The sequence below is a fragment of the Methylomonas sp. MK1 genome (genome assembly GCF_000365425.1).
Classification (GTDB): domain Bacteria; phylum Pseudomonadota; class Gammaproteobacteria; order Methylococcales; family Methylomonadaceae; genus Methylomonas.
Genome location: NZ_AQOV01000001.1, coordinates 889,385 through 915,288, shown reverse-complemented (window position 1 = coordinate 915,288; position 25,904 = coordinate 889,385). Strand labels below are relative to the sequence as shown.

At 49.7% G+C, this 25,904-nt stretch carries 23 protein-coding genes, 1 tRNA gene and 1 pseudogene; 9 read left to right on the top strand and 16 right to left on the bottom strand.

The annotated features are described in order from the left end of the window. Positions 1-80: 80 nt before the first annotated feature. From G006_RS0104245 to tnpA, 3 genes and pseudogenes are all read right to left on the bottom strand, one after another. Positions 81-695, bottom strand: a pseudogene (locus G006_RS0104245) (IS66 family transposase zinc-finger binding domain-containing protein); the annotation flags it as partial. A gap of 66 nt (positions 696-761) precedes the next feature. Further along, positions 762-911 carry a transposase gene (tnpB, locus tag G006_RS29040; protein WP_235048819.1) on the bottom strand — a complete coding sequence of 50 codons (150 nt, stop codon included), beginning with the start codon at positions 909-911 and terminating at the stop codon, positions 762-764. A 188-nt stretch (positions 912-1,099) separates the two neighbouring features. Then, a complete protein-coding gene (gene tnpA, locus G006_RS24920; RefSeq protein ID WP_033193898.1) occupies positions 1,100-1,411 on the bottom strand; it encodes an IS66 family insertion sequence element accessory protein TnpA in 312 nt (103 codons plus the stop codon). Between the two features lie 27 nt (positions 1,412-1,438). On the opposite strand from tnpA, the gene G006_RS0104230 reads away from it, so the two are divergent. Then, positions 1,439-1,795 (top strand): tyrosine-type recombinase/integrase, encoded by a 357-nt coding sequence (locus G006_RS0104230; RefSeq protein WP_081607883.1) that lies wholly within the window; start codon positions 1,439-1,441, stop codon positions 1,793-1,795. Between the two features lie 55 nt (positions 1,796-1,850). Here G006_RS0104230 and G006_RS0104225 read toward each other — a convergent pair whose 3' ends face one another. The 4 genes from G006_RS0104225 to ygfZ all read right to left on the bottom strand — a co-directional run bounded on the left by G006_RS0104225 (position 1,851) and on the right by ygfZ (position 6,519). Beyond that, on the bottom strand, positions 1,851-3,599 hold the full coding sequence (locus G006_RS0104225) for a DEAD/DEAH box helicase (protein ID WP_020481920.1): 1,749 nt from the start codon (positions 3,597-3,599) through the stop codon (positions 1,851-1,853). Positions 3,600-3,720: 121 nt separating this feature from the next. Further along, positions 3,721-4,695: a COX15/CtaA family protein gene (locus G006_RS0104220; RefSeq protein ID WP_020481919.1), complete on the bottom strand. Its 975-nt coding sequence runs from the start codon at positions 4,693-4,695 to the stop codon at positions 3,721-3,723. Between the two features lie 13 nt (positions 4,696-4,708). Beyond that, entirely contained in the window at positions 4,709-5,551 is an 843-nt protein-coding gene (locus G006_RS0104215) for an HDOD domain-containing protein (protein WP_020481918.1), read from the bottom strand. Between the two features lie 14 nt (positions 5,552-5,565). After that, the gene (ygfZ, locus tag G006_RS24915; RefSeq protein ID WP_020481917.1) at positions 5,566-6,519 is read right to left on the bottom strand and encodes a CAF17-like 4Fe-4S cluster assembly/insertion protein YgfZ; all 954 of its coding nucleotides are present in this window, start codon (positions 6,517-6,519) and stop codon (positions 5,566-5,568) included. A 77-nt stretch (positions 6,520-6,596) separates the two neighbouring features. Here ygfZ and G006_RS0104205 point away from each other — a divergent pair, with 77 nt between their 5' ends. Genes G006_RS0104205 through G006_RS0104195 form a run of 3 tightly spaced genes read left to right on the top strand, consistent with a single transcriptional unit; the run spans position 6,597 to position 9,096 of the window. Continuing rightward, the gene (locus G006_RS0104205; protein WP_152428798.1) at positions 6,597-7,028 is read left to right on the top strand and encodes a protein YgfX; all 432 of its coding nucleotides are present in this window, start codon (positions 6,597-6,599) and stop codon (positions 7,026-7,028) included. A 35-nt stretch (positions 7,029-7,063) separates the two neighbouring features. Beyond that, the gene (locus tag G006_RS0104200; protein WP_160167658.1) at positions 7,064-7,897 is read left to right on the top strand and encodes an HDOD domain-containing protein; all 834 of its coding nucleotides are present in this window, start codon (positions 7,064-7,066) and stop codon (positions 7,895-7,897) included. Beyond that, positions 7,897-9,096, top strand: a complete 1,200-nt coding sequence (locus tag G006_RS0104195) for a sensor domain-containing diguanylate cyclase (RefSeq protein ID WP_020481914.1) — start codon at positions 7,897-7,899, stop codon at positions 9,094-9,096. The genes G006_RS0104200 and G006_RS0104195 overlap by 1 nt, the downstream gene beginning before the upstream one ends. A 133-nt stretch (positions 9,097-9,229) precedes the next feature. Here G006_RS0104195 and G006_RS0104190 read toward each other — a convergent pair whose 3' ends face one another. Next, positions 9,230-9,841 carry a tetratricopeptide repeat protein gene (locus G006_RS0104190; RefSeq protein WP_020481913.1) on the bottom strand — a complete coding sequence of 204 codons (612 nt, stop codon included), beginning with the start codon at positions 9,839-9,841 and terminating at the stop codon, positions 9,230-9,232. Between the two features lie 103 nt (positions 9,842-9,944). On the opposite strand from G006_RS0104190, the gene G006_RS0104185 reads away from it, so the two are divergent. The 3 genes from G006_RS0104185 (at position 9,945) to G006_RS0104175 (ending at position 12,174) form a co-directional block, all read left to right on the top strand. After that, positions 9,945-10,811 carry a hypothetical protein gene (locus G006_RS0104185; protein WP_020481912.1) on the top strand — a complete coding sequence of 289 codons (867 nt, stop codon included), beginning with the start codon at positions 9,945-9,947 and terminating at the stop codon, positions 10,809-10,811. A 141-nt stretch (positions 10,812-10,952) separates the two neighbouring features. Beyond that, positions 10,953-12,044: a redox-regulated ATPase YchF gene (ychF, locus tag G006_RS0104180; protein ID WP_020481911.1), complete on the top strand. Its 1,092-nt coding sequence runs from the start codon at positions 10,953-10,955 to the stop codon at positions 12,042-12,044. 52 nt (positions 12,045-12,096) lie between these two features. Next, positions 12,097-12,174, top strand: a tRNA-Met gene (locus tag G006_RS0104175). 91 nt (positions 12,175-12,265) lie between these two features. On the opposite strand, the gene G006_RS26890 is transcribed toward G006_RS0104175, so the two are convergent. Further along, positions 12,266-12,535: a Uma2 family endonuclease gene (locus G006_RS26890; protein WP_268743570.1), complete on the bottom strand. Its 270-nt coding sequence runs from the start codon at positions 12,533-12,535 to the stop codon at positions 12,266-12,268. A gap of 380 nt (positions 12,536-12,915) precedes the next feature. Here G006_RS26890 and G006_RS0104165 point away from each other — a divergent pair, with 380 nt between their 5' ends. After that, a complete protein-coding gene (locus G006_RS0104165) occupies positions 12,916-13,776 on the top strand; it encodes a hypothetical protein (RefSeq protein ID WP_020481909.1) in 861 nt (286 codons plus the stop codon). Between the two features lie 102 nt (positions 13,777-13,878). Here G006_RS0104165 and G006_RS0104155 read toward each other — a convergent pair whose 3' ends face one another. Further along, positions 13,879-14,343 (bottom strand): metallophosphoesterase family protein, encoded by a 465-nt coding sequence (locus G006_RS0104155; RefSeq protein ID WP_020481907.1) that lies wholly within the window; start codon positions 14,341-14,343, stop codon positions 13,879-13,881. Between the two features lie 431 nt (positions 14,344-14,774). On the opposite strand from G006_RS0104155, the gene G006_RS0104150 reads away from it, so the two are divergent. Then, complete coding sequence (locus G006_RS0104150; RefSeq protein ID WP_020481906.1) at positions 14,775-15,740, top strand: IS110 family transposase; 966 nt, start codon at positions 14,775-14,777, stop codon at positions 15,738-15,740. A 244-nt stretch (positions 15,741-15,984) separates the two neighbouring features. On the opposite strand, the gene G006_RS0104145 is transcribed toward G006_RS0104150, so the two are convergent. From G006_RS0104145 to G006_RS0104120, 6 genes are all read right to left on the bottom strand, one after another. Continuing rightward, entirely contained in the window at positions 15,985-16,515 is a 531-nt protein-coding gene (locus G006_RS0104145; protein WP_152428797.1) for a hypothetical protein, read from the bottom strand. A 90-nt stretch (positions 16,516-16,605) separates the two neighbouring features. Then, the gene (locus G006_RS24905; RefSeq protein WP_020481904.1) at positions 16,606-19,038 is read right to left on the bottom strand and encodes an HD domain-containing protein; all 2,433 of its coding nucleotides are present in this window, start codon (positions 19,036-19,038) and stop codon (positions 16,606-16,608) included. A 210-nt stretch (positions 19,039-19,248) separates the two neighbouring features. Further along, on the bottom strand, positions 19,249-19,740 hold the full coding sequence (hepT, locus tag G006_RS0104135; protein WP_020481903.1) for a type VII toxin-antitoxin system HepT family RNase toxin: 492 nt from the start codon (positions 19,738-19,740) through the stop codon (positions 19,249-19,251). Next, the gene (mntA, locus tag G006_RS0104130) at positions 19,721-20,101 is read right to left on the bottom strand and encodes a type VII toxin-antitoxin system MntA family adenylyltransferase antitoxin (protein WP_020481902.1); all 381 of its coding nucleotides are present in this window, start codon (positions 20,099-20,101) and stop codon (positions 19,721-19,723) included. Before mntA ends, hepT begins: the two co-directional genes overlap by 20 nt. Before the next feature lie 15 nt (positions 20,102-20,116). After that, entirely contained in the window at positions 20,117-22,933 is a 2,817-nt protein-coding gene (uvrA, locus tag G006_RS0104125; RefSeq protein ID WP_020481901.1) for an excinuclease ABC subunit UvrA, read from the bottom strand. Positions 22,934-23,030: 97 nt separating this feature from the next. Continuing rightward, positions 23,031-25,190 carry a putative bifunctional diguanylate cyclase/phosphodiesterase gene (locus G006_RS0104120; RefSeq protein WP_020481900.1) on the bottom strand — a complete coding sequence of 720 codons (2,160 nt, stop codon included), beginning with the start codon at positions 25,188-25,190 and terminating at the stop codon, positions 23,031-23,033. Between the last annotated feature and the right edge of the window lie 714 nt (positions 25,191-25,904).

The window sequence follows — 25,904 nt, the reverse complement described above, 5'->3', positions numbered from 1 at the left end:
GTTTCAAAGCTCATACAATAATAGGCGGATTCAAACCAACCGCCCCGGTTTTCTCGGAGGCTCCAAACTTTGAGAGAATGGACGGCGGCCATTCCACCACCGATCGCCGCCGGTGGAATGGGCGGAGCGGTAATGGTTTCGCAAGCCCGGCAGGCGTATTGCGGGCGAATGTGTCGGTGCAAAAAGAATTTAGCCGGTTCGACATCCAGTTGTTCGCTGAAATCTTCGCCGATTTTGACCAGGTCTTTGCCGCAGTGTCCGCACTGGCAAGTGTTGGGTTCGCAGCGATGTTCAATGCTCGGCAGATGCTTGGGTAAGGTTTGACGACCGGCGCGTGGGCGTTTGGGGCGGGCCACGGTGTCGCAGGGTTGATCATCGCGAAGTTGCTCGACTTCTTCATCCATCGCCGAGATGTCGGTATTCCAGGTTTCTTCGAACACATCCCGTTGCAGTGGTGCCAGCGCTTCGCTCTTGGTGTTGAAGCGGATGCGTTTGTAATAGGCCCGTTCATGGGTCAGCGCGCCGATTTTGAGTTCTTTGGCGTGAATCGTGGCGTCTTTGGTTTGGATGGCTTGAACATCCTGAGCTGCCTGATCGATCAGTGTCTGAAGCAGGGTCACCTCGGTTTTGGCGGACGGTTCCAGGTTCAATTGAGCGCGTTTGGCGAGCGGATTCGTGGGTAGATTATACCGCAATTACCCGCCCAATGCTTTGATATGACTGAGTTTCAGTGGATTTTGGCATCTCATTTTGCCCCTGGTTCACGCCTGCCAGTCTGCTTGGGGCTGAGCGGATAAACGCTGCCAATCTACCCCGGCAACCAGCCAGCGCCATTGCGCCTGCGTCAGCGCAAACACCGCATCGCCCACCTTAGGCCAGACAAAAGACCCCTGGGCAACCGGCGCTGACACAGCGAAACACCATTGCCGTCCTACACCAACAACCGTAGCCGGTTGCCCACACGATTACGAAAGATAAACACCGCGCCGGCACACGGGGGCATGCCCCAGACTCTGCTGCACGATGGTCGACAACCCGTCCAAGCCTCGCTGCATGTCCACCGGCGCTACCGCTACCCCGATCTGCGCGGGATAATCGATCAAGCCAGACATCGTAACAACTCGGCCACCCAGGCCACCGGCAACGAAGGTGAAAATTCCAGCCTATGACCGTGGACATGGGTAAAAACAATGGAAACTGCCACAGGTATTGCCAAAGAAGCAGGTTCAGCCGGTGCCATCTGTACCGGCACTAACGCGACCGACTCTAGCGTGGGTCGTTTGCGATACTCGCACAGTCTGGTCGCAAAGGTCCGGACATTGATACCTTGCTGCACGCAATACTCAGCCTGAGACAAAACACTGCGTTGCCACTCTTCAATATGTTGACGCCATTTCAATGTGACAGCCATCGCTACTCCTGATCAAAAGATCACAGGATGACGAAGACAACAACATTGTTACAGGTGGGCGGTATGGAGGCTTACGAAGTGAATACCAACGCCTGGCACAATGCTTTAGAGCGTGCCGGTATTGATGATTTCCGCTGGCATGATCTGCGGCATACTTGGGCCAGTTGGCACGTGCAAGCGGGAACACCGTTGCATGTGCTGCAAGAGTTGGCCGGTTGGGAGTCGGTCGAGATGGTGCGGCGATATGCGCACCTTTCAAGTGAGTATTTGGCCGGGTATGTGGATCGGTTATCGGCGCTGCATGTGGTGGGCGAGGATTCCGATAGCTACGATTTAGCTACGGCCAATAAAAAAGGCCTAGGTGAAAAACACCTAAGCCTTTGATAAATATGGAGCTGGCGATGGGACTCGAACCCGCGACCGGCTGATTACAAATCAGTTATTCGGCTTGATCTTTATTTTTGCCGCGTCTTGACGGTGAACCGACCCGTTTTTTGCTTTTGTCTTTTTTCACCAAAGCCGGGTCGAATTTGGAAATATCCAAAGGTTTACCGACTACACGGACTTTTTTCAGGGCCTGGAACAAGTCTTTGGGCATGCCGGCAGGCAGCTCCACGGTGCTGTAGTGTTCCTCGATTTTGATGCGGGCGATGTGATCGCCGTCTATACCGGTTTCGTTGGCGATGGCACCGACTATATTGCCGGGTTTCACCCCGTCGGCATGGCCCACTTCGATGCGGAAAGTTTCCATGTCCACAGCGCCGGCCCGGCCTTTTTCGCGCCTCGGGCCACGGTCACCACGATCATTGCGGTCCGGACGGCCTTTTTCTTCCGCGTCTTTGCGTGGCTTCTTGCTCGGTTCTTTCATCAACAAAGGCGTATCGCCTTGTAACAATTTTGCCAAGGCTGCCGCAACGTCGAGCGCCGGTACGTTGTGCTCGACCTGATATTGGTTGATTAATTGGTTATAAAAGCTGAGTTCTTCGCCGGCCAGGGTGTCGGTAATCCGCTGTTTGAAACGGTTGATGCGCGCATTATTAATAAAGTCAGTGGAAGGCAATTGCATTTCTTCGACTTTTTGTTTGGTGGCTTGCTCAATGTTGGCCAACAGACGTTTTTCCCGTGGCGAGACGAACAAAATCGCATCGCCGGTGCGGCCGGCGCGACCGGTACGGCCGATACGATGTATATAAGATTCGGTGTCGTAAGGAATGTCGTAGTTGACGACGTGGGTAATACGATCAACGTCCAGGCCGCGAGCGGCGACGTCCGTGGCGATCAGAATATCCAGTTTGCCGCTTTTTAGATTGTCGATAGCGCGTTCGCGTAAGGCTTGCGACATGTCGCCGTTGATCGCAGAGGCGGAAAAACCACGCGCTTCTAATTTTTCGGCCACTTCGATGGTGGCGGTTTTGGTTCTGACGAAGATAATCATGCCGTCGAAGTTTTCCGCTTCTAGAATCCGGGTCAGGGCATCCATTTTGTGCACGCCACTGACAAACCAATAGCGTTGGCGAATATTGGCGGCGGTGGCGGTTTTGACCTTGATGGTCACTTGTTCGGGGTTGTTCAGGTATTTCTGCGCAATTTTGCGAATTTCAGTCGGCATGGTTGCCGAGAACAGTGCAGTTTGGCGCGTGGACGGGGTTTGTTCCAGAATCCACTCGACATCGTCGATGAAACCCATCCGCAACATTTCGTCGGCTTCGTCCAATACCAAAGTAGTCAGTTGGTCTAGTTTCAGCGTGCCGCGACGCATGTGGTCCATGACCCGTCCCGGTGTACCGACCACGACATGCGCGCCGCGACTCAATTGGCGTAACTGGCTGGTGTAATCCTGGCCGCCGTAGATCGGTAATACGTGAAAGCCTTTGATATGTGCGGCATAACTTTGAAACGCCTCGGCAACCTGTATCGCCAACTCGCGGGTCGGGGCTAGCACCAAAGCTTGCGGGTCTTTCTGATTGAGATTAATACGCGACAAAATCGGCAAGGCGAATGCGGCGGTTTTGCCGGTACCGGTTTGCGCTTGGCCCAACACATCGCGACCAGCCATCACGAACGGAATAATCTGTGCTTGAATAGGGGACGGGGTTTCGTAACCGACACTTTCCAGCGCTTTTAATATGGGGTCTGAAAGCGATAAATCTTTAAAGGAAGGCGTGGTGGAGGAGGGGGTGTCGGACATTAATAATACCTGTAGAAAAAAAGAGAGTTGCCGGCCATGGGCTAGCTATGCCCGGCATTGTATCGCAACTTGGCTCGATATTGCTTAACTTATTGATAAATACCGTAAAATCCTGGCTTGTCTAGCTTGCTTTTCTGGAAGAGTAATTTAAGCAAATAAAGATGAAAAATTGCGCGCCAAAAATCAGATTAGCCATCAATAGATGTACTGGTTGAGCAACGGCTGGAAAACCCAGTCTGTCGAGGCTGACGCCGGCCAAAATGGCGGTAACGATCAATCCCATTAACACATAGGCGGTGCGCAACAGCAGGCTATGTTTGTCGGCTTGCTGATAAATTTTCCAGGCCAGCCAGAGGTTGGTGAACAAAATGATCGATGAAAACGACCGATGAATATAAAAAATGATCGGAAAACTATCCCGCCAATACTGTCGGTCGATGTAGCTATGCTCATGAGCGATGTAATCCACTGCTTCCCTGACTTGGGTGCCCATTGCCACTTGCAGTAAGGTCATGGCCATGGCAATTTTTAACACCAAAGCAAAACGCGGTGTCAACCAATGACTGTCTATGGCTTGCAGCAGCGGTTTTTGCGATCTGGCGATAGCGTAGATGAGTAGCGCGACGATAAACAGGGCCAGCAGCATGTGCAGGGTTATCATTAATGGCTTTAGGTTGCTTGCCACCACGGCCGAACCCAGCCAACCCTGAAACCCGACCAGTAAAAAAACCGATAACGCTAAATAAAAAATCGCTTTATCGGCTTTCAGATAAACCCTGGAGGTCCAGGCCGTCAGAAAAATCAGAAAACCGATAGTCACGCCGACCAGACGATTCGTGTATTCGGTCCAGGTTTTTACCGGATTGAAGGCGGTGTTTTCATAACCGCGCGCCGCATAAATTTCATGATAATTGGCAGGCAATTGCGACTCGTGGGTTGGTGGCACCCATTGTCCAAAGCAGGTCGGCCAGTCCGGACAGCCCATGCCGGCACCTGAAGCGCGGACGATGCCGCCGACCAGAATCACGAAATACACGGCAAAGATCGTAAGCGTGCCTAAGCGGCGAAAACGGGCGGCGTCTTGGGCGTCTATCATATGGTTTTATGTCTCAAAGGAACATTGAGTGGGCGAGTTCGATCTCTTCCGAGACTCCTTCAATTTCCAAAATTTCGGTATCGGGCTGAATACCCAATTTAACAAAAGCGGGTACGGTGTTCCAATCGACGCGGCAGGCAGGGTGATCGGTGCCGGCGATGCTTTGCAGAAACGCGACTTGCACTAAATCGACGTAATCAGCTTTGGAGCCTGAGTCGCGCTGAAAATCCACATATTCGGAAGGCACCAGTTTAAGTTCTTCCGGGAAATTCCAGGTGTTCATGATCAGTTTGCCGACATGCGGGTGGGCTTTTTCCAGCAGCTTGTCTAATCGGGACGGGCTGTCTCTAAATTCCGGAATTTTCTCGACCAGTGTCAATATTGGTAATTTACCGATTTGATGGATCAGCCCGGCCAGCATGGCTTCGTCGGCGTTTAAATGCGGTACGAATGCGGCCAACGCGCGACTGATCGCTGAGACATTGACGCCTTGCTCCCAGGTGCTGCGGAAATAGCCTTCCAGTAGCGCCGTGGTAGGCGTGAACATTTGCTGCATGATCAAGCTGGTAATCAGCGTGCGGATGGTGTTGTTGCCGAGCCGGGTTACGGCCATTTGGATATTTTTGATTTCCATGGTGCCGCGATAAAGAGGGCTGTTGGCCACTTGTATCAAACGGGCGGAAATGGCGGCGTCGGTTGCAATGATCTCGGCCAGGCTTTGCGCGGTGGCATCGCCTTTACTGACAGCGTCGCGGACTTTGATGGCGACATCCGGCAAGGTAGGCAGGATTAATCGGTTGGCGTCTAGTTCCGCTTGCACATGGACTAAAAAGTCTTGAACAGATTTGAATTGCATGGATTGAATTTCCGCTATTGATCCGAAATTATCGCGATAGGCGTACGATAGTCGTCATCAAGTATAAGGTTTTTTGGCAGTCCATCAACTATTTGCAGGACGAGCAGCGCTCGATTTATTCCGGTCCAGACCGCGTTCGTCAGTACGCACCCCATATTTTGCTGAGAAATGCCGTCCAACACCTTACAGCCATTAATGACGCCGCTTGCTGATTGACGGCATTCGGCAATAAACAAGGCGCGTTTGACTTTGCCCAAATAGTGACTGCGGGCTACGATTTCCTGACCTGTGTAACAGCCTTTACTGAAACTGATGCCGCCAAGCTGGTCAATACCCAACATCTGCGGAATATGTTGTTCCGATTGGCTAATATCAAACCAGGGCAGGGCAGTGGAGATGTCTTGATAGCGCCACTCGTCCAGGCTGCCGGATTCGAAAGCGTATCGGCTAAGCAGTAATCCGGTAAATTCATCGATCTGATCAGACGTACCCAATAGCAGATGGCGCGGCGCGCCGGGTAACTTAATGGTCGTTAACGGTATTTGCCCGATTGCGAAATTGTCTGTCGGAACGTCAAATTCAGGCGAAAGACCCGATATGCCCAGGATATGCATGTTTTCGGTTTGATCATGCAATTTTGCATCGGCTCGCAGCACGTACATCCGCAATTTTTTTAACACGGTGTCGAGTAAGTCCGCAGGCAGTATCAGGTAAAAAGATTCCAGCGATTTAACCACCAATAGCGTACTGATGACCCGGCCTTTGGGGTTGCAGAATCCAGCTATACTGGCTTGCGATGCCGATAAATCGTTAATGTTACATGTTAGCTGGCCTTGTAAGAGTTTTGCGGCATCCTGACCGCTGACTTCTATGAGGCTCAGGCCGGTGGCTGCGAATACTTTTCTGGATAAAGCAAGTGCATTGGGTTCGCTAAAAGCGTTTGTGTGAACTGTCCGGTCTTCAAGCATGGTGGTAAGGTTTGTAGGAATACGTGAACATAATTTAGCAGGGTAGTTTACCTTAGCTCGAAAAAGGTGCGGCGATTGTGTCGAAAAATCTTGAACAGAGCATGAATTTTACAGTGGGGCGCTCACGGGCGCTGACACTCATCGTTAGCGCCATCCACGCGGTGACGCTAGCGGCATGTTGGCTAAACGCGCTGCCGATGTCTTACCAATGCTTGCTAACGATGGCGGTATTTTTGAGTTGGCGAAGCAATATGGCATCCGGCAAAATTGGCGGCGCATATCTGCGCTATACTCCTCAGCATGGATGGTCGCTGCTGGGAAGTGGCGACCATTACCAGTCTATCGAGATTCAAGCATCAACTGTGGTAACCGGATTACTAATCGCGCTGCATTGGGTGCATGATAAAGGGAGGCGTCAATCGATGATAATTCCCAAAGATGCAATGAGTAACAACGATTACCGCAAACTCTCGGTTTGTTTAATTATTTCAGGTCATGGTCATGGTTGATGAATGCCGGTGTAAAGCAAACAATTGAATTGCAGATGAGTTCGCTGAAAAACTTGCCGGTTTTGCCCGAGGCGAGTCTGCGAATTCTAGGTGCCATTAACACGCCGGACATACCCATAGAAAAGCTGGCGGATGCCTTATCGTTATCGCCTGGTTTGGTCGCTAGATTGCTTGGATTAGCGAATTCGGCCTACTTTGCCCGAGGCCGTAATGTCTCAGACATTCGTACCGCCATTTTTCAGGTCCTGGGCCTGGATTTAGTAAAAGCTCTGGCAATGGCGATTATTTTTAATGTCCAATTCGATACGCGTAAATGCCAAGGATTCGACGCCGAGTATTTTTGGATACGCTCATTAACAACGGCGGTATCCGCGCAAAAATTGGCAGCCGAAATTCCGCAATTGCGCGAGTTTACGCCATCGACTATTTATTCCGGCGGATTGCTGCTCAATATCGGCGTATTGGTGCTCGGCTATTTGCAGCCCGAAGAGCTGCATGAGGTTTTTGTCGAGAGCAAAAAAACTCGCTTGCCGGTTAGTGAGGGAATTACTCGACAAATGGGGCAGAGCCATTATCAAATCGGTCATTTTTTATTGCATAAATGGCATTTGCCGGCTTTGTATCAGCTTCTATTGCAAAATTATGAAAATAAGGATTTTGACGGTAAAGAACTGCCCTTGCTGATTTTATTGAGGGTTTGTGAGCGATTAAGCGCAGCCGTGATTGCCGGTGAATCGATTAATCTGCAAGAGTTTGAGCCGGAATGCCGGAAAATTAAGTTACCGTTGGAAAATATACGCGAGCTAGACGAACAACTGGGCGAAAATCAGCCGGCTATGCAAAAACTTGCAGCCATCATGGGGAATTGATGAATCAGCACAGCGCAGACAGTCAAGATGCCAAACTAGCGGGCTTCGGCATGCAAGATTTGCTGATCGACCTCGTCAATGCGTTGTCCGCAGTTAAACAACTGTCCGAAATAGATTATCAAGTCGATGATGAAAAAGCCCTAATCAGACAGGCTTTGGCAAGCCTTATCCAATATCAAGACATGGAACGCTGCTCTTTTTTTATCGTGGATAGTGAAGGCTTATTAAGCAATGTCGCCGGTATTAGTGTTCATGAGTTGGGCAATACTGAACCAAATGTTGATAGGCCTTTGCGCTTTAAAGTCGGGGAAGGCTTGATCGGTGCGGCCGCTGCGACCGGTGTTTTGCAACATTGTCAAAATTGTCATGAAGATAAGCGATTTGAAAAAACTGGAAACGTGAACCAATCGCCCGGCTCAATTATTAGCGTACCGGTTTTTACCTTCAACCGCACTCTGATTGGCGTTTTAAACGTATCGCATCCGCAAGCAAATTATTTCAGTGATTGGCATATCCGTTTATTGGAAGTCTATAAAAACATTCTTGGTCAGTTGATCACCACTCGGCGCCTGGTTCAGCAAATGGAACAGCAAATTGCGTTGAGGACGGCCGAGTTGGAGAGCTTGGTCGCCGAAACTAATCAACTTAAAGATCATTTTGCCAGTATGTCCATGCATGACCAATTAACAGGCCTGCATAATCGGCGGTTTTTTTATGATCAGGTCGAAGTCGTTATCGCTCATCATAAGCGCTACAAAACCAGTTTTTGTCTGTTGGTGATGGACATCGATCATTTCAAAGTGATTAATGATCGTTTCGGCCATTTGTTTGGCGATCAAGTATTAACCGGCGTGGCTAACGCGTTAAAGCGGCAAGTGCGCAATACCGATATTTTGGTGCGTTTTGGTGGTGAGGAGTTTGTCGCGATTTTTACCAACACCCGTTGCGATAGCGGTAAAACATTCGCGGAACGTATTCGGCAGGAAATTAAAGCTCTGGAATGGTCTATCGATAAAGAGCTGGTTAATTTGACCCTGAGTATTGGTTTGTATTGCCTGAATGGCGACTTGGTTCAATCCGAACAAACACCGGACATCGACCAAATGATTAATTACGCCGATGCCGCCTTGTATCAAGCCAAAGCAAGTGGCCGAGATAAAACAATAGTATTCGGCGAAGCCTGCTCAGGTCAGGGTTAAAGACATTCTTTGGGTTATTCGTAACCTGATTCCGTAGCTAAAATTGTGAATTTTTACACTTCGCGTAAAACGGGGGATCGTTGCGATTCTGGTACTTGGTTTTTAATTAAGCAAATATCGGAGTTTGTTCAGATTAATACAAATACCACCTCCCGGTTCCCCAGTACCAATTGTAGCGATAGCCGGAATACCAGTTGTTGTAAAAAACCTGTTGCCATCGTCTCCGCCACTGATAATCGGCTTGCTCCGATTGGCGAGCTTTTACTGCCTCTTTAAGCAAAGTATTGGCTTCCTTGTCACCTTTGCTGGCCGTGATGGATAACCATTTTTCAGCCTCGCCCGGATCGGATCCCATTTCACCAAGACCCGTCAGATAAACTCTACCCAAGGCTTTTTGCGCATCGAAGTTGCCCTTCTCGGCGGATTCACGCATCCATTTGATCGACTTATAAGTATCTTGGCGAACACCGTCAGCTCTAAAGAAACGCAGAGCCAAATCATAAGCGGCACGTGGGTCGTTTGCGGCCAGCTCTTCAAGTGCTTTGATTTTTGCAGCGTCTTCGGCGGACATCGCTGGTTCCGGCTGAAAAGAGGCATAGTCTTTCGGGCGATCCGCACAGCCATTCTCGTCGCAAATTCTGATGGTGTCTGACTTAACTTGTTTCTCTTGATGTGTACACGCGACAAGGCCAAACGCTACGAATAATACAAATAGCGTTGACAAAAAAGGCTTTTTTGAATGCATGAGTATTTCCTTTTTCTTTTCATAAGTTTTGGTCTATTATCGCTCGAATTTTTTAGTTTGCTAGGCGTCATTAACTGAACGGCAATTTTTTGGAGTTTTTTGGATGAGCGTTAAATCAATTCGAGATTTATCATTACTGGTCTCTGTTTTTGCTTTTGCCGGCTGCGCGCAACAGCCTGGCTTGCAGACAGGTGGTAGTTCAAATTTAGTCTCCGGCTCTGCCGGCGGAGCGACCAGCGTCAACGCCAATAAATCGTTGGAACGTTGCGCTAGCCCGTTGGGTACCTTAGCGGTCAGCGATGGCCGTTTTTCGGGAGCATCAGGTGTAACCACAGTTGATCCGTTAATCCGCTTGGCAGTACAGCAATCCAATTGTTTTATTATCACCGGTATTGGCAATATGAGCACCAGCGCCATGCTGGATAGAATCACCGACCAACAAAGAAACTCCGGAGAATATCGGTCAGGTTCAAAACAACACAAAGGCCAACGTGTTGCCGCAGACTATTTACTTGACCCGCAGATTATCGTCGCTAACGAATCGACAGGCGGACAAGGGGGCTCCATCGGGGCCGGATTAATCGGTGCCGGATTAGGTGCTGCCGGTTTGGGCGGTCTAGGCGCCATTGCCGGCGCGGTTTCCCATGCCGTGGAAACGAGAACTACCGATGTGGCACTGACATTGACCGATATTCGTTCAACCGTACAAATTGCCATTTCCCAAGGCAGTGCCACCGCGAACAATATGAGTACCTCGGGCGGCGGCGCGTTTGGCGGTTGGGGCGGACTTTTTGCCGGCGCGGCCGGGGGCAGCATAGGCATGTACAGCAGAACCCCGGAAGGCATAGCTACCGCGGCAGCCTTTTTTGATGCCTATAACAATATGGTCCAATCGCTCAGAAACTATAAAGCGCAGGAAGTACAGGGCGGTGGCGGCAGCGGTCAAGGTGGTGTTTTGCAAGTCAAGTAACAATCCGATAGCGCATCGCCTGCAAACGATGCGCTACTCCTCCTGTCGGCGCGGTCATATCCGTAAATTCTCTGTATAATCGCGCCCGCACTCTTCCGGTTTATCCGGCTCCTGTTAAATTAATCCTTCTGTATAAAATTCATGGCACTACATTGCGGAATCGTTGGGCTGCCCAACGTCGGTAAATCAACTCTGTTCAACGCGCTGACCAAAGCCACCATTGCGGCTGAAAACTATCCTTTTTGCACCATAGACCCAAACGTAGGTGTGGTGCCGGTTCCTGATCCACGAATGGATAAACTGGCGGCCATCGTCAATCCTGAACGCGTATTACCGACCACCATTGAGTTCGTCGACATCGCCGGTTTAGTGGCCGGCGCGTCGAAAGGCGAAGGCTTGGGCAACCAATTTCTCGGTAATATCCGCGAAACCGATGCCGTTGTGCATGTGGTGCGCTGTTTTGATGACGACAATGTGATTCACGTTGCCGGCAAAGTCGATCCGATCAACGATATTGAAGTCATCAATACTGAATTGGCGCTGGCCGACATGTCTTCCGTCGAAAGAGCGCTGCAAAAAGCCGCAAAGGCTTCAAAGTCCGGCAACAAGGATGAGCTAGCCAGAAAGGAAGTTCTGGAACGGGTGCTGGAACACCTCAATGCCGGTGAAGCCGTGCGTACTTTGGGTCTAAGCGAAGATGAAGCCAAACTGATCAAGGACCTGTGCCTGATCACGATCAAGCCCACGCTATATGTTGCCAACGTTCAAGACGACGGTTTTGAGAACAATCCGATGCTGGACAAAGTCAAAGCGTTTGCCGAGAAAGAAGGCTCCAAGGTCGTCGCTGTCTGCGCGGCTATAGAAGCCGAAATCGTGCAACTTGATGAAGACGAAAAGAAAGAATTTCTCGAAGACTTGGGCTTGGAAGAGCCTGGCTTGAATAGGGTGGTACGTGCCGGCTACGAGTTGTTGAATCTATCGACTTATTTTACCGCTGGCGTCAAAGAAGTCAGAGCTTGGACGATCCCTGTCAACGCCACCGCGCCGCAAGCCGCGGGCGTGATTCACTCCGATTTCGAAAAGGGGTTCATCCGCGCCGAAGTGGTGTCTTATGCGGATTTTATAGCTTACAACGGCGAACAAGGAGCCAAAGACGCCGGTAAATGGCGGTTGGAAGGCAAGGAGTACAAAGTCCAGGATGGTGACGTGATGCACTTTCGTTTCAATGTTTGACAATGGAAAAGACGCGTCCTATAATGCGCGTCTTTTCAAAGCTGTTCCCAGTGGCGATATAGCTCAATCCGGTTAGAGCGCGGGATTCATAACCCCGAGGTTCCAGGTTCGATCCCCGGTATCGCCACCATTTATAGCTTTAGCAGTATCCAGATTAACCATAAGTCCTTTACACATAAGAACTTATGGTTTTTTTATGCGCGTAGATTTAGTGAGATCGTCTAAGTTACTGCGTAAACATACAGTAACACCCAAAAATACAGTAACAGCACACGTACCAATACGTCGGGCTGCACGACTGTGTCGTTAGAATCGTCCGCTTCCTGGGCTTTGGGTAAACGCACATCGACGGGTGCGGATAAAAGCGCGGCAGGATTGCCCGCTAGTGCTTGCCGAGTTTGGAAATAAGCTTCCCCCGCCACATCCTGATGTGTCAAGTCAGGCGCCGGTGACATCAAATAAGCGTCGCCATCGATAAGCTCGTAACGTATATCGTCAGGTCAATTCAAATAATCGCTGTATGTATGCGATTCCCTATCTTCCAATGCCGAACCCAGTGCCCACGCTTCCGGTTTTGCCTTGCTGCTATCGCATAGCCAGTTGCACCGGCGACGGCGAAACCTTTCTGATAAAAAGTCATTTTGGGGCTTTTCGAGTTTCGGTTAATTCGTTCGTTAGCTTTGCCCTTAAAAGTAGAACCTCTAGGAGTCTCGTGGGTAGGAGTCGAAGCGCCGTAATTCGGCGGTGAAATTCCTGGCATTTAACACACACTGCGATTTGTTTGCATTCCGCTAGGGTTTTACTCTAACATTTTCTCAGAGTGCTAAATTTCAGTTTCCGAGCTTGCTAATTTCGACAGGGGTGTGTCGGTATGATCTGCATAAAAACCAAACAACTAAGCTGGCTGGCAGTGATGATTTCGTTGAGCGCTTGTACAAAACCGGGCGTACAAACCGGCGGCAGTGCCAGCCTCATTAGCGGTTCGGCGGGTGGGTCTACCAGCGTCAATGCCAATAAAACGCTGGAACATTGCGCCAGCCCATTAGGCACCTTGGCGGTCAGCGATGGCCGTATCACCGGTGCCAGCGCCGTAACCACCGTTGACCCATTGATTCGTTTGGCGGTGCAGCAATCCAACTGCTTTGTGATTACCGGCATCGGCAATCAGGCCACCTTGGCATTACTCAATGCTATTACCTCACAGCAACGTGAATCCGGTGAGTACCGGGCCGGCTCCAAACAGCAAAAAGGCCAACGGGTCGCCGCCGATTATCTACTGGAACCGCAGGTCATCGTCCTCAACGAATCTACCCAGGGTAACAGAGCCGGCCTTTACGGCGGCGGTATGCATCAGTATTACGCCCCGCCGGGGCAAATCTCGCTGGGCGGGATTTTTGTAGATGCATTGGCGGGTGCTGCGGCGAGCGCAGCCGATAAACGCAGTACGGACGTAGCTCTGACCTTGATCGATATCCGCTCGACAGTACAAATCGGCATTTCCCAGGGCAGCGCAACCGCCAATGCTTTGCAGGTTTCCGGGTGGGGCGGATTCTTAGGCGAGAATGCTGCAGGCGGCTTTGGCTTGGCGAGCTTTACCCGAACCCCGGAAGGCATATCCACCGCCGCAGCGTTTTTTGATGCCTACAACAACTTGGTGCAATCTTTAAGGAATTACAAAGCCCAGGAAGTCAAAGACGGCGCCGGCACCGGCGGCCAACTTCAGTTCAAATAGCGCGGCCGCACAATCTACTGCGTACCACTGCATAACGCCAGCCGCTCAGTTCGCTGGCGTAAATGCTGATCAGCAATCGATCACTGGCTCCCGCTAATCGCGTCATACTTCCAGCTCTATGATCCGGGCCTCGACTGTCTTATCGTTGATGATCAGTTCGGCAACTGCTAGAGGCAATTTAAACCGGCGTGGGCCCGCGCTGCCGGGGTTTAGATATAGTACGCCGTCACGCTCTTGAAGCGACGGTTTATGCGAATGGCCGGAAATGACGACGCGAATTCCGGCCACGACCGGATCGATGGGCAACTCTGCCAGATCGTGGATCAAATAAATTGAAACTTGGCCGACCATGACGCTGGCACAGATGGGCAGTTCCTCAGCCCAAGCACCTCTATCGTTGTTACCGCGCACCGCCGTGACCGGAGCCAACTCGTTCAGTCGCTGCAACACCTCATGTTTGCCGACGTCGCCGGCGTGGAAAATCCGCTCGCAGCCGTGCAACGCCGCCAGCACCTCAGGGCGAAGCAAGCCGTGGGTGTCGGAGATGATGGCGAGGCGGTGGGACATTGTGGGAAAGAGAACCTCTTTATACGCGGTTTAAGGGCGATTAAATCACCGTGCAAGGTCAATTGGGTAGATTTCTTGCTTTTATTTATCCGACAGTTGTCAGCCAATTGCACGCCTAATCAGTGGCCATCGAATTGAGCTTCTGTAGCCTCGATGCAGCGCTAGCGAAATCGAGGGATTGGACCTCCGACCCCTCGATTACATCGAGGCTTGTATTATCAAACCGTGCTTTTCCACGGATAATAAACTGTGAAAACACACCTGAGGGGTACCTCAGGTAAGAGTAGCTGGATGCCGTATCGAGGCTTAGATTTCAATCCGCAAACCGTAGATTTTTGCAGCAGCTACTCGCCCTCGATCAACGATCGGACAGTCTCTTCGGCCCGGTTTCCGGCAGCCTGCATTCACAAGGTAGATCATTTGAGGTTTTCATGTCCCACTTTTATCTCGGTATCGATGTTGCCAAAGCCAAGCTGGACTGCGCATTGCGCCTGCCTAGCGGTAAGTTTCGCGCCAAAGTCATTCCCAATTCTCTCGACGGCTTTGCGGCGTTGTTGATGTGGTTAGCTACTCAAAAGGCCGAATCGCCTCATGTCTGCATGGAAGCGACCGGCATTTATTGGGAAGACGTTGCTCAGCATCTGGCAATCGCCGGTTTAACCGTCAGCGTCGTCAATCCGGCACAAATTAAAGCCTATGGTGCTTCACGACTCACCCGCAGCAAAACTGACACCATCGACGCCAAACTCATCGCCAATTTCTGTGCCGAGCGCCAACCGCCTGCTTGGCAGCCTCGTAGCCAGGAGGACATCACGCTACGTGCTTTGGTGTTACGCCTGGACGCCTTACAAACCATGCGTACCCAGGAAAGCAACCGCTTGCTGGTGGCGCGGGAAGCCGTGCGAGAGGACATTCAGCAACATCTGAATTGGCTGGATAGCGCTATTCGGCAATTGATCGATACCATCAACGATCATATCGATCACCATCCCGATCTCAAGCAACAACGCGAATTGCTCGATAGTATTCCTGGCATTGATGAGCGCACCAGCGCCATCATCCTGGCGTTCTACGCCGATACCTCGCGCTTCGCCAATAGCCGACAGGCTGCCGCCTTTGCCGGGCTTGACCCTAGGCATTACGAATCCGGCAGTAGTATCAAAGGCGAACCCAGGCTCTCCAAAGTCGGCCATGCATTCCTGCGCAAAGCACGCTATATGCCGGCCATGGTCACCCTTTATAAAACCGCCTGGGGGAAGCAATTCAGAAGCCGATTAGCCGATGCAGGTAAACCTGCCAAACTGATTATTGGCGCTATGATGCGTAAGTTGGTTCATGTGGCCTTCGGTGTCCTAAAATCCGCTAAACCCTTCGATCCGGCTTTGCATTTGGCTTGACTTGCATAACAGTATCTACTTGCTTTGGAACCCCACAAGTTCCTTGGTCATGCTTGAGCAATCCCTGTTTTACGTTCTTACACGGTCTGGGCCAAGGGTCGCCAGACGAAACAAAAGTGCCAATGGCAAATATCCAGCCAAAAGCAGGCGTCTGGTGTGGTGAGTTTACGAACCTTACCAATCGCGAACGATGCGGTGCACGTTGTTTAGCGCATCCACTTGCTAAACAATTTAGGATATGAAATTAGTCTGCGTTATTTGTTGGATTAATAAAGCTTTGCCAAACCGAAGAAGAACTCATGAGGTTATCAAACCAGTTTTTTACATTGATTATCGTCTTTCTCGTCGTTTCAATATCAACAGGGTTTTTTAATCCACCGTGAACCCAACTTATAAATTTATCTAAATTCTCCAAGCTAGCACGAACATTTGCGTGCGGATTAATCAAATAGGGAATGATCAGGTGTTGTGTCGGACACGGAATTATATCAATTAAATAATCTGCCCCGAAAATCTCTATATCATTTCGAACTTCTAATAGCTCCGCCTTTATCTCTTCTGGAAAAAATTCTATAGGTATCATGATTCTTGTTGACCACTCCAATATCTTAAGCTTTTTTTCAACTAATTTAACCAAAACCTCATCGGCAATATTAAAACGCCCGCAATTATTGTTACGTAACGCTAGTTCAGCGACAACAAAAGGAAACACAACAAAGCTAGTGCATTTAGGCTCGATTACCTTGAAAGATATACAATTATCTATATCTTTCAACCAATCCTGGATTAATAGCAAAGAAAGATTGCGTGAAAAAACAATTTTTGCATTTCCAACACCATAGTCAACAAGATTGCTACGGTGAGTCTAACTAGAAGAATTAGAAATTAGAGTTCCAGGGTTCAAAAGCTGAATAGCAGCATACTTAGCATCCTTGTTTTTATCGAAATTATCATCAGTCTCTACAACAGTGCATGGAAAATCCTTCCATAATTCAGCCGTCTTATTAGAAATAGACTCCCAAAAATCAAGGATTGATTGCTCTTGTCGCTTGTCAAAAGATTCGATTTTTGCAAAAGCCGAAAGAATAACCTTTGGATGGCATTGGCCTGCTTGTTGAAAAGGCGAGTTTTCTCTCATGACGTATTCTAGGTTTTTAGCAAACCATAACCGAATATTTTCCTCTACGACATTTGGAACAGCTTTTTTTCCTTTAAAGCTGAGGGAGTTTCTATTAAACGTAAGCCATTCAGAGGCTTTTCCAGAATACAAATCAATTTTATAATTAAAAAATGGATAACACCAAAGTCCCTTGTCATCTTTAACCTTCTGTCCTCTATAATATAATGAGTTATTATTAGCGTTGGCTTGGTCAAAAAAAATAATATCAAATCTACTGTTTGTTTCTTTAAAAAAATTAAGTTTCGATGTCGTGTCAATAGATGAAGAAAGGCCTACAGCTTCTGACTCGAAAAAACATTCAACGGAAATAGGAGAATTGTTTGAAAATAATGCGACCTCATCAATCAGCCTATAGGCATCCAATGGCAACTCTTGATCAAGAAGCCAATCACAATTAGCTATAGCTAAATAATATAAAGTTTGTTTATTTTCGTTTGAAATTGAAAAACTATTTGACTTTCTTTCTGTCTCTATTTCAATACTTAACGAAGTTCCAATAGGCCTTAAATAATCATCTACTCTCTCGACTTCCACCAGTCCCTTTTTTGTACCTGTAGGACTGTGTAAAATAATATCAAGCGCCTCCTGAGAATAAAGGCCTTTCGTTTTTATGATAATTTTTTCTGACCACATAAACGCACTTTGCAAACCAATCCCAAAAGTTCCTGAAGGCTGCAACCATTCTGGCATAGAATTAATTAACGACAGTCGCCTTATGTTATTGCTTGAGCCAGCCACTTTAGTCATATAAACCATATCTGATTGATTAATCCCAACTCCTTGGTCAGATATTGTCAAGCACCAACATATTTTGTTCTCGTTATCAGATATCCTTTCCAACCGGGCAATCACAGGATATTTATTAAATATTTCTTGAGAAAAATTACCGGATCTTCCTTGAGAAATCATCTGTTCTATAGCTGAATTATCACATTCCCAAATGCGTAGTAAAGTAGCATCGACTGCGTTTTGTAATAATTCTCTAAAGGCATCAAAACGATCATACAAATTATCACCTTTGAGCAAATCCATTACCCTGTTAGCATTTAGCGTAAACTCAGGCCTTTTTCCAGATTCTGCAATTAATGCTCTGTCAGCGATATCGACTTTTATATCTCCTAACATTGGCAATAGTCCAAGTTCGACAGAAGGCGCAATATCTTGCCAACGTGCCATTTGATTTTGCATTTCGTCGCGTAACATATCCAGCCAACGCCATTGCTCAACATAACCGTCAATGGATTTACATACTGCATATATCTCAATACGCTGATTATCTAATCGGAAGTGTCTAATACTGCTATGTTTATCTTCATGTGCTTTACTAAGTGCCGGACGATTATCACCGGCAATACGTTGCATTACCGGACAAAATCTATTGTCATCCATATCCAATAAATCGCCCAGTCTCAACAAGCATGCAACGAAACGCGGGTGGCAATCATCATTTGCCATACCTACTTCTTTATGCGGTAAATCACTGAGTATTTCAGAAAAACTTGCCCCGTGTAGTGAGCAAATTCGTCCTAGTAATCGAAATAGACGCGTCGGAATTAACTCTGATCTTGGAGAGCTCAACCCCAACTCGTTCCAAGGATCGTTCATGGCTTTTTCGGAACGTGTGGGGTGCTTTCGCCGAAACCATTCAGCCATTAATAACCGAAATTTAATAACTGCATCTAAAGGATAGTCAGCGCCAGTAAAACACTGAGTTAAGTCAGATGTTTTTAGGAAAAATGTGGCAAATTTTTGTAACTCATTTCCAGCATCATTTGCAATTTGCAATAAATAACTATGAAAATCTGTGTCGTCAAGCGCTTCTTGAAGCGCTCTATTTGGCACGACCATGCCTAAGTCATGCCAATATGCCGCCTCTAAAAGCATCCAAGTATCAGTTGCAGATAATAACGAAACTCTATCTCCTAAAATACGTTCAATATTAATCAATATTTGATCACTATGCGATTGATCGTGACGACTGTAGTGAGGAAATAATTGTCCGATAGTTTGCAAAGCTTTTGGAATTAGCTTGCTGTCGAAATCCCATTGGCTTTTTAATAAGTTCAAGTTTTCCTGTTTACAGGCTTCTTCCAAATGTTTTTGAAGCAAATTAGACATTAGCTATTCCGTTAATTGTTGTTCAGGGCCGTAGGGTGGATAAGCGAAGCGCCATCCACAATAGATTAGAAGAGTTTTGAATAGGTGGATGGCGTTTGCTTATCCACCCTACAACTTTCATTATCTAAATGGCTGATAAAATTTTAAACTGTCATTTGAGATTAAACATGCCAATTTCTACTTGGGTGGGATGTTGCCGAAGAATAAAATCTAATTAATAACGGTTGCTTTGGATGTAGCGGAACCGCCTATAGGCTCAATTATTTCCATTTGGGCATTCTGGCCCACATTCATCCAGTTCCCCTGCCAAACCACCATCCACTTTTCCAAAATCGCATACTGCCTTTTGGTGACAATGGCTTGCACGATGCCGTCGTTGAGGTCCAGGTAGTCGTGCATCAGCACGTTGCGAAAGCCGATGATTTTCATCAACTCGGCATGCTGCTCGGCCGGCAAATCGCCGTGGCTTTTCAATTCGTCCAACGCTTCTCGCGATTGGCTGACCGTCAGTTGGTATTTTTGCTCGACGAAATAACGCGCCATGCCGATGAAGGCTTCTATATAGACTTGTAGTGCGCGCTGTATCGCTAGAAGGTCGCGTTCGGTCCAGGTGTTGATATTTTCCTGGCTGTACTCGTCCAAAATACGCAGCATTTTGCGGCGATGGCGCATCAGCGCCTGTTCATAGGCAATATCTCTCATAATCCTTTTCCCATTTCGACCAGATGCTTTGCTCGACGCGTCTGACGTGCGGCACGTTGCGGTCGTACCATTTAACAGCCGACTGCAAGATGCCGACTTGCAGCAAGGCCTGCGCGGTTTCAAGATCGACGATGCTGATTTGGTTGTAGCGCTTTAATTCGCGTTCGACTTCGGCTTCCAGCATTTGCGGACGCACCGCCCGTTCCAGCGGATCGGTCTCGAAATCACTGAAAATCACCGCAATGTCCCAATCGCTATCGGGTCGGGCGGTATTTTTGGCCCTGGAGCCGTACAGATAAATCGCATCGACTGCGGCATGAGCCAGAATCGCTTTGGTTAATTCCGCTTGTAGCTCGTTCATGGTTTCAGTTGTAACTCACGCGAAAAACCGCTGCAAATACGTTCCGGTGTGCGACTTCTTATGCTTGGCAATCTGCTTAGGCGTGCCCTCCGCCACCAGCATCCCACCGCCGCTGCCGCCTTCCGGTCCCATGTCCACAATCCAGTCTGCGGTTTTGATCACGTCCAGATTGTGCTCGATGATGATCACCGTGTTGCCGTGGTCGCGCAGGGTGTGCAACACCGTCAGTAATTGTTTGATGTCATGAAAGTGCAGGCCGGTGGTGGGCTCGTCGAGGATGTACAACGTGGTGCCGGTGTCGCGTTTCGATAGCTCTTTGGCCAGTTTGACGCGTTGCGCCTCGCCGCCGGATAGCGTCACGGCGTTCTGGCCCAAGGTGATGTAGCTCAAACCCACGTCGATCAGGGTTTGCAGCTTGCGGGCCAGGCTGGGGATGGCGGAGAAGAATTGGGTGGCGTCTTCCACGGTCATTTCCAGGACTTCGTGGATGGTCTTGCCTTTGTAGCGGATTTCCAGGGTTTCCCGGTTGTAGCGCTTGCCGTGGCAGATGTCGCAGGGTACGAAAATGTCCGGCAGGAAGTGCATTTCCACTTTGATCACACCGTCGCCTGCGCAGGCTTCGCAGCGACCGCCCTTGACGTTGAAACTGAAGCGGCCAGGCGTATAACCGCGCGAACGGGCCTCCGGCGTGGCGGAGAACAGCTCGCGCACCGGCGTAAAAATGCCTGTGTAGGTGGCCGGGTTGGAGCGCGGGGTGCGGCCGATCGGGCTTTGATCGATGTCCACCACTTTGTCGAATTGTTCCAAACCTTCAATGGCTTCGCACGGCGCCGGGATGCAGCTGGCGCCGTTGATGAGCCGGGCGGCGTGGCTGTATAAAGTGTCGTTGATCAGGGTCGATTTACCCGAACCCGAGACACCGGTGACGCAAGTCATCAACCCTACCGGGAAGCTGACGTCGACGTTTTGCAGATTATTGCCGCTGGCTTTACGGATGGTGACTTGTTTGCTAGGGTCGCGCGGCGTGGTTTTTTTGGGAATCTCTATGCTCAAGCCGCCGGACAAATACTGGCCGGTCAAGGAGTTGGGGTCGGCCAAGATGTGCGCTGGCGTGCCTTGCGAGACGATTTGCCCGCCATGCACGCCGGCGCCGGGGCCGATGTCCACCACATGGTCGGCGGCGCGGATCGCGTCTTCGTCGTGTTCCACCACGATGACGGTATTTCCCAAGTCGCGCAATCGATACAGCGTGTTCAGCAAGCGTTCGTTATCGCGTTGGTGCAAACCTATCGACGGCTCGTCGAGTACATACATGACGCCCACCAAGCCAGCGCCAATTTGGCTGGCCAACCGAATGCGTTGTGCCTCGCCGCCGGATAGGGTGTCGGCGCTGCGATCCAGGGTCAGATAATCCAAACCCACATTCACCAAAAACTCCAGGCGTTCCTGAATTTCCTTATTAATCTTCGCGGCGATTTCACCACGGTGGCCGGGAATATTCAGCCCCTGAAAAAAGCCCAAGGTTTGTTTAATTGGCAAGCGCGTGACGTGATGTAAAGGTTGTTCATCGACAAACACATTGCGCGCACCTAGATTCAAACGCGCGCCATCGCACACCGAGCAGGTCTGTTGTGCCAGATATTTGGATAATTCGTCGCGGACCATTTGCGAGTCGCTTTCGTGGTAGCGGCGCTGCATATTCGGAATGATGCCTTCGAAGGCATGCCGGCTGGCTTTGGGTTTGCCGTTACCCATCTGGAAGGTAAAACTAATTTTTTCCTCACCGCTGCCATACAAAATCGCCGCCTGAATGTCCTTGGAAATATGTGAAAACGGCGCTTCCGGATCGAAGTTGTAATGCGCGGCCAGTGCGCAGATGATTTGGTAGTAATAGGCGTTGCGCCGATCCCAACCGCGCACTGCGCCGCCGGCCAGACTGATGTCCGGGTTATGTACCACCAACTGTGGATCGAAATGCTGGCGCACGCCCAGGCCGTCGCAACTGGGACAAGCGCCTTTCGGGTTGTTGAAGGAAAAGATGCGCGGTTCCAGTTCACTCAGGCTGTAGCCGCAATGCGGGCAGGCGTAGCGCTCGGAGAACAATAGTTGCTGATCGTTTTCCATCGAAGCGGCAATCGCCAGGCCTTCCGACAAGCGCAGCGCGGTTTCGAAGGATTCTGCCAAGCGCAGGGCGATGTCATCGCGGATTTTGAAGCGGTCGACGATCACTTCGATAGTATGTTTTTTCTTTAAATCCAGGGCAGGGGGCTCGTCCAGTTCATAGACTTCACCGTCGATGCGGGCACGCAGAAAGCCTTGGGCTTTCAAGTCTTCCAAAAGCAGCACGTGTTCGCCCTTGCGGTCGTTGATCACCGGCGCCAGCAACATCCAGCGCTCGCCTTCCGGCTGCGTTAACACTTGATCGACCATTTGGCTGACGGTTTGCGCCTCCAATGACACCCCATGTTCCGGGCAGCGCGGAATGCCAACCCGCGCGTACAACAAACGCAGATAATCGTAAATCTCGGTAATCGTTCCAACCGTGGAGCGCGGATTGTGCGAGGTGGATTTTTGTTCGATGGAAATCGCCGGTGACAAGCCTTCGATATGATCGACGTCGGGTTTTTCCATCATCGATAAAAACTGGCGGGCATAAGCCGACAGCGATTCCACGTAGCGGCGTTGGCCTTCCGCATAAATGGTATCGAAAGCCAACGAAGACTTCCCGGAACCGGACAGGCCGGTTATGACGATCAACTTGTCACGCGGCAAGTCCAGATCGATGTTTTTTAGATTATGAGTGCGGGCGCCGCGTATGCTGATGGTGTCCACTGCTGTGCATTCCTAGAGTTTTTGACAACGGGATACTATACGGGGAATGGTTCGCCTCGAGCAAAGCGGATTTGCTGCTCGTCGATTTATCTAGTCGCTAAACATAGATGCCGATGGGGGCAGTAATCAACTCAGCATCCTGTTGTTTTAGAAGTGCCACAAAGGATTCTGCCGTTAAGGGTTTGCTGAAATAGTAGCCTTGTAACTCATCGCAGCCCATGTCCTGCAAAGATTGCTGCTGATACGCCGTTTCCACGCCTTCGGCGACCACTTTTATGTTCAAACCATGGCCAAGAGCGATAATGGCCTTGAGAATGGCAACATTCGTCGGCTCTGTTTCCAGATTGCCGACAAATACTTTGTCGATCTTCAGCCGATCGACCGGAAAGTCCTTTAGGTAAGCCATGCTGGAATAGCCGGTGCCAAAATCGTCTATAGCCAGTTTGACACCCAAGGCTTTCAGATCGTGCAGGGTTTGAATGAAATGTCGCGTGTCATGGACCAGGCTGCTTTCGGTAATTTCCAATTCCAGGTACTGGGGATCGATGCCGGTTATTTGCAATACCGATTTTACGGTATTGACCAAGTCGAGTTGCCGGAACTGTCTGGGGGAGACGTTGACAGCGACGGGAAACTTGCAGCCGGTGCGTTGTTGGAATTCACAGGCTTTTCGGCAAGCATTGATCAATACCCAGCGGCCGATTTCTTCAATTTGCCCGGTTTCTTCGGCCACTGGAATAAAACTCATTGGGGAAATTAGCGGTTCGCCCGGCGGTTGCCAGCGGATCAGGGCTTCGGTACCGCAGATAGCGCCGGTGGCAAAATCCACCTTAGGTTGAAAGTGCAATAAAAACTCTTCGTTTTCGATGGCGTGGCGCAGGCGGTACTCGATCTTGATTCGGGTGGTTAAGGCTTGATTCAACTCCGGGGTGAAAAACTGAAAATTATTGCGACCTAATTGCTTGGCTTTGTACATCGCCGAGTCGGCGTGTTTGAGCAGGGTATTGGGGTCGTGCCCGTCGTCCGGATAAATGCCAATGCCGATGCTGCAAGAGACGACAAAATCGCGGCCATCGATCATACACGGTGTTACCACCGCGGCGAGGATGCGTTGCATGGTGTGGGTAAGATCTTCTATTTTTTGGACGTTGGTGAGCAGCAATACAAATTCATCACCGCCCAGCCGCACAACTGTATCCGATTCACGCAGGCACGCGCCCAAACGCTCGGCCATGGTCACCAGCAGCTGATCACCCACATGGTGGCCCATGCTGTCATTGATCAGTTTGAATTGATCGAGATCGACAAAGGCCACCGCTAATTTGTTGGCATAGCGGTCGCAAAAATGCATGCACTGTTGCAGCCGATCGGCCAGCATAGTGCGATTAGGTAGCCCGGTGAGGGTGTCGTGCGTGGCTTGATATTCGATCTGCTGCTCGTATTGTTTGCGCTCGGAAATATCCTCGACGGTGCCCTCATAAAATAGCAAATTGCCGTTTAAGTCTCGCACTTCATGAGCGTTTTCGGTGATCCAGATAATGTCGCCGTTCTTCCGGTAAACCTGGGCTTCAAAATTCAGCACCCGACCATCACACTGCATCATGGCGATATATTCTGCGCGCTTGCCCGGCTCTACGTAGATTTGGGTTTGAATGTCGCTGATGGCGCGCATCAGATCGTCGGTGGAGTCGTAGCCGTAAATGCGGGCTAAGGCCGGATTGAAATTTAAGTATTGGCCGGCCGGTGTGGTTTGATAAATCCCTTCGATGGCATTTTCGAAAATGGAGCGGTAGCGCTCCTCAGCTTCACGTGCCAGTTGCTCGCTTTGCTTGTGCGCGGTAATGTCTTGGATAAAACCTTCCAAGGCCTCCAATTCACCTTGTTCGTTAAACAGGGCGACGCCACTTTCCCTGACCCAACGAATGCTGCCATTGGCGTGGGTGATGCGGTAGTCCAACTCGAATTGTTCGCCGCTAAGCGCCGCGGCGTTGATGTGTTCGCGAATCCAAATCCTATCGTCTTCTAGGGTTAGTTCTTCGTATGTGATACGGCGGTTAAACAATAAGTCGTCTGCGCTATAGCCAGTGAGCGCTTGGCAACCTTCACTGACAAAAACCATTGTCCAATGTTGGTCTACCAGACAGCAGTAAACCATACCTTTCAAGTTGCTCATCAAGGTACTTAACATGCGTTCTCTATCCTGCAATAACTTCTGCAGGCTGGAACTGAAAACCTGGGAGATATCGGAATAAGGCATAGGCCTCAGGATAGATGAAGTAGGGTCTGGTGCTAGTCGCATAGTATCTACAAGCAGTAATTGTGCCGGCGCTGAAAATCTTGGAAACGGAGCGCCAGCGAAGTGAAGATTTTTAGTCCCCGATAGCCGTAGCGCCGGGCGGGTTTTCGCAGCGAAGCGGAGAAAACCTGCAAGGCATCGCGACACGGCGTTAAGTCATGCGAGAGCCGATGTTTCGACCCCTTGTTGGGTCGGAACGAGGTGACGCGGACGAATCGGGGCGCCGAAGGCATAAGCGGTCGCGTAATTTTTGCCGATTTTTTCCAGCAGGATGCCCGAAAAAATCTTTCGGCAAAAATAGCGACTCCCCGGCTGACGGCGGGTAGGCGTTGAATGGCATGCAAAGACGGTTAGCCAGCGAGCTGAGTTTAAAAATGGCGTTTTTGACGTATTCCCTGGACGTTAATCTTGTTTATTAGCTTTAAATTATGTTCATGAGTCGAAATGACGTCAGAGGTTCGCATACTTTGGCCAAAACGGCCTTGGCGAGTGATTAGTAGGGTTGGTAGGTGTTGTAGCCATATTTGAAAGAACACTCTCAAACTTGGTGCGCGATGCACTGAATTGGCGCGAGTTGGTCTTGAAATACGAATCGGCGCGTATGTTGTTTAGAGGATAGGGTGTTGGCGTATTTGATTTGATAGCTGCCGGTTTAGGGGTAAATCCGCCGCTGGC

Excerpts from the sequence above, each read along its gene's own strand:
- tnpA (WP_033193898.1), bottom strand. The coding sequence starts at position 1,411 with ATGGCTGTCACATTGAAATGGCGTCAACATATTGAAGAGTGGCAACGC.
- G006_RS0104230 (WP_081607883.1), top strand. The coding sequence starts at position 1,439 with ATGACGAAGACAACAACATTGTTACAGGTGGGCGGTATGGAGGCTTAC.
- G006_RS0104225 (WP_020481920.1), bottom strand. The coding sequence starts at position 3,599 with ATGTCCGACACCCCCTCCTCCACCACGCCTTCCTTTAAAGATTTATCG.
- G006_RS0104220 (WP_020481919.1), bottom strand. The coding sequence starts at position 4,695 with ATGATAGACGCCCAAGACGCCGCCCGTTTTCGCCGCTTAGGCACGCTT.
- G006_RS0104215 (WP_020481918.1), bottom strand. The coding sequence starts at position 5,551 with ATGCAATTCAAATCTGTTCAAGACTTTTTAGTCCATGTGCAAGCGGAA.
- ygfZ (WP_020481917.1), bottom strand. The coding sequence starts at position 6,519 with ATGCTTGAAGACCGGACAGTTCACACAAACGCTTTTAGCGAACCCAAT.
- G006_RS0104200 (WP_160167658.1), top strand. The coding sequence starts at position 7,064 with ATGAGTTCGCTGAAAAACTTGCCGGTTTTGCCCGAGGCGAGTCTGCGA.
- G006_RS0104195 (WP_020481914.1), top strand. The coding sequence starts at position 7,897 with ATGAATCAGCACAGCGCAGACAGTCAAGATGCCAAACTAGCGGGCTTC.
- G006_RS0104190 (WP_020481913.1), bottom strand. The coding sequence starts at position 9,841 with ATGCATTCAAAAAAGCCTTTTTTGTCAACGCTATTTGTATTATTCGTA.
- G006_RS0104185 (WP_020481912.1), top strand. The coding sequence starts at position 9,945 with ATGAGCGTTAAATCAATTCGAGATTTATCATTACTGGTCTCTGTTTTT.
- ychF (WP_020481911.1), top strand. The coding sequence starts at position 10,953 with ATGGCACTACATTGCGGAATCGTTGGGCTGCCCAACGTCGGTAAATCA.
- G006_RS0104165 (WP_020481909.1), top strand. The coding sequence starts at position 12,916 with ATGATCTGCATAAAAACCAAACAACTAAGCTGGCTGGCAGTGATGATT.
- G006_RS0104155 (WP_020481907.1), bottom strand. The coding sequence starts at position 14,343 with ATGTCCCACCGCCTCGCCATCATCTCCGACACCCACGGCTTGCTTCGC.
- G006_RS0104150 (WP_020481906.1), top strand. The coding sequence starts at position 14,775 with ATGTCCCACTTTTATCTCGGTATCGATGTTGCCAAAGCCAAGCTGGAC.
- G006_RS24905 (WP_020481904.1), bottom strand. The coding sequence starts at position 19,038 with ATGTCTAATTTGCTTCAAAAACATTTGGAAGAAGCCTGTAAACAGGAA.
- hepT (WP_020481903.1), bottom strand. The coding sequence starts at position 19,740 with ATGAGAGATATTGCCTATGAACAGGCGCTGATGCGCCATCGCCGCAAA.
- mntA (WP_020481902.1), bottom strand. The coding sequence starts at position 20,101 with ATGAACGAGCTACAAGCGGAATTAACCAAAGCGATTCTGGCTCATGCC.
- G006_RS0104120 (WP_020481900.1), bottom strand. The coding sequence starts at position 25,190 with ATGCCTTATTCCGATATCTCCCAGGTTTTCAGTTCCAGCCTGCAGAAG.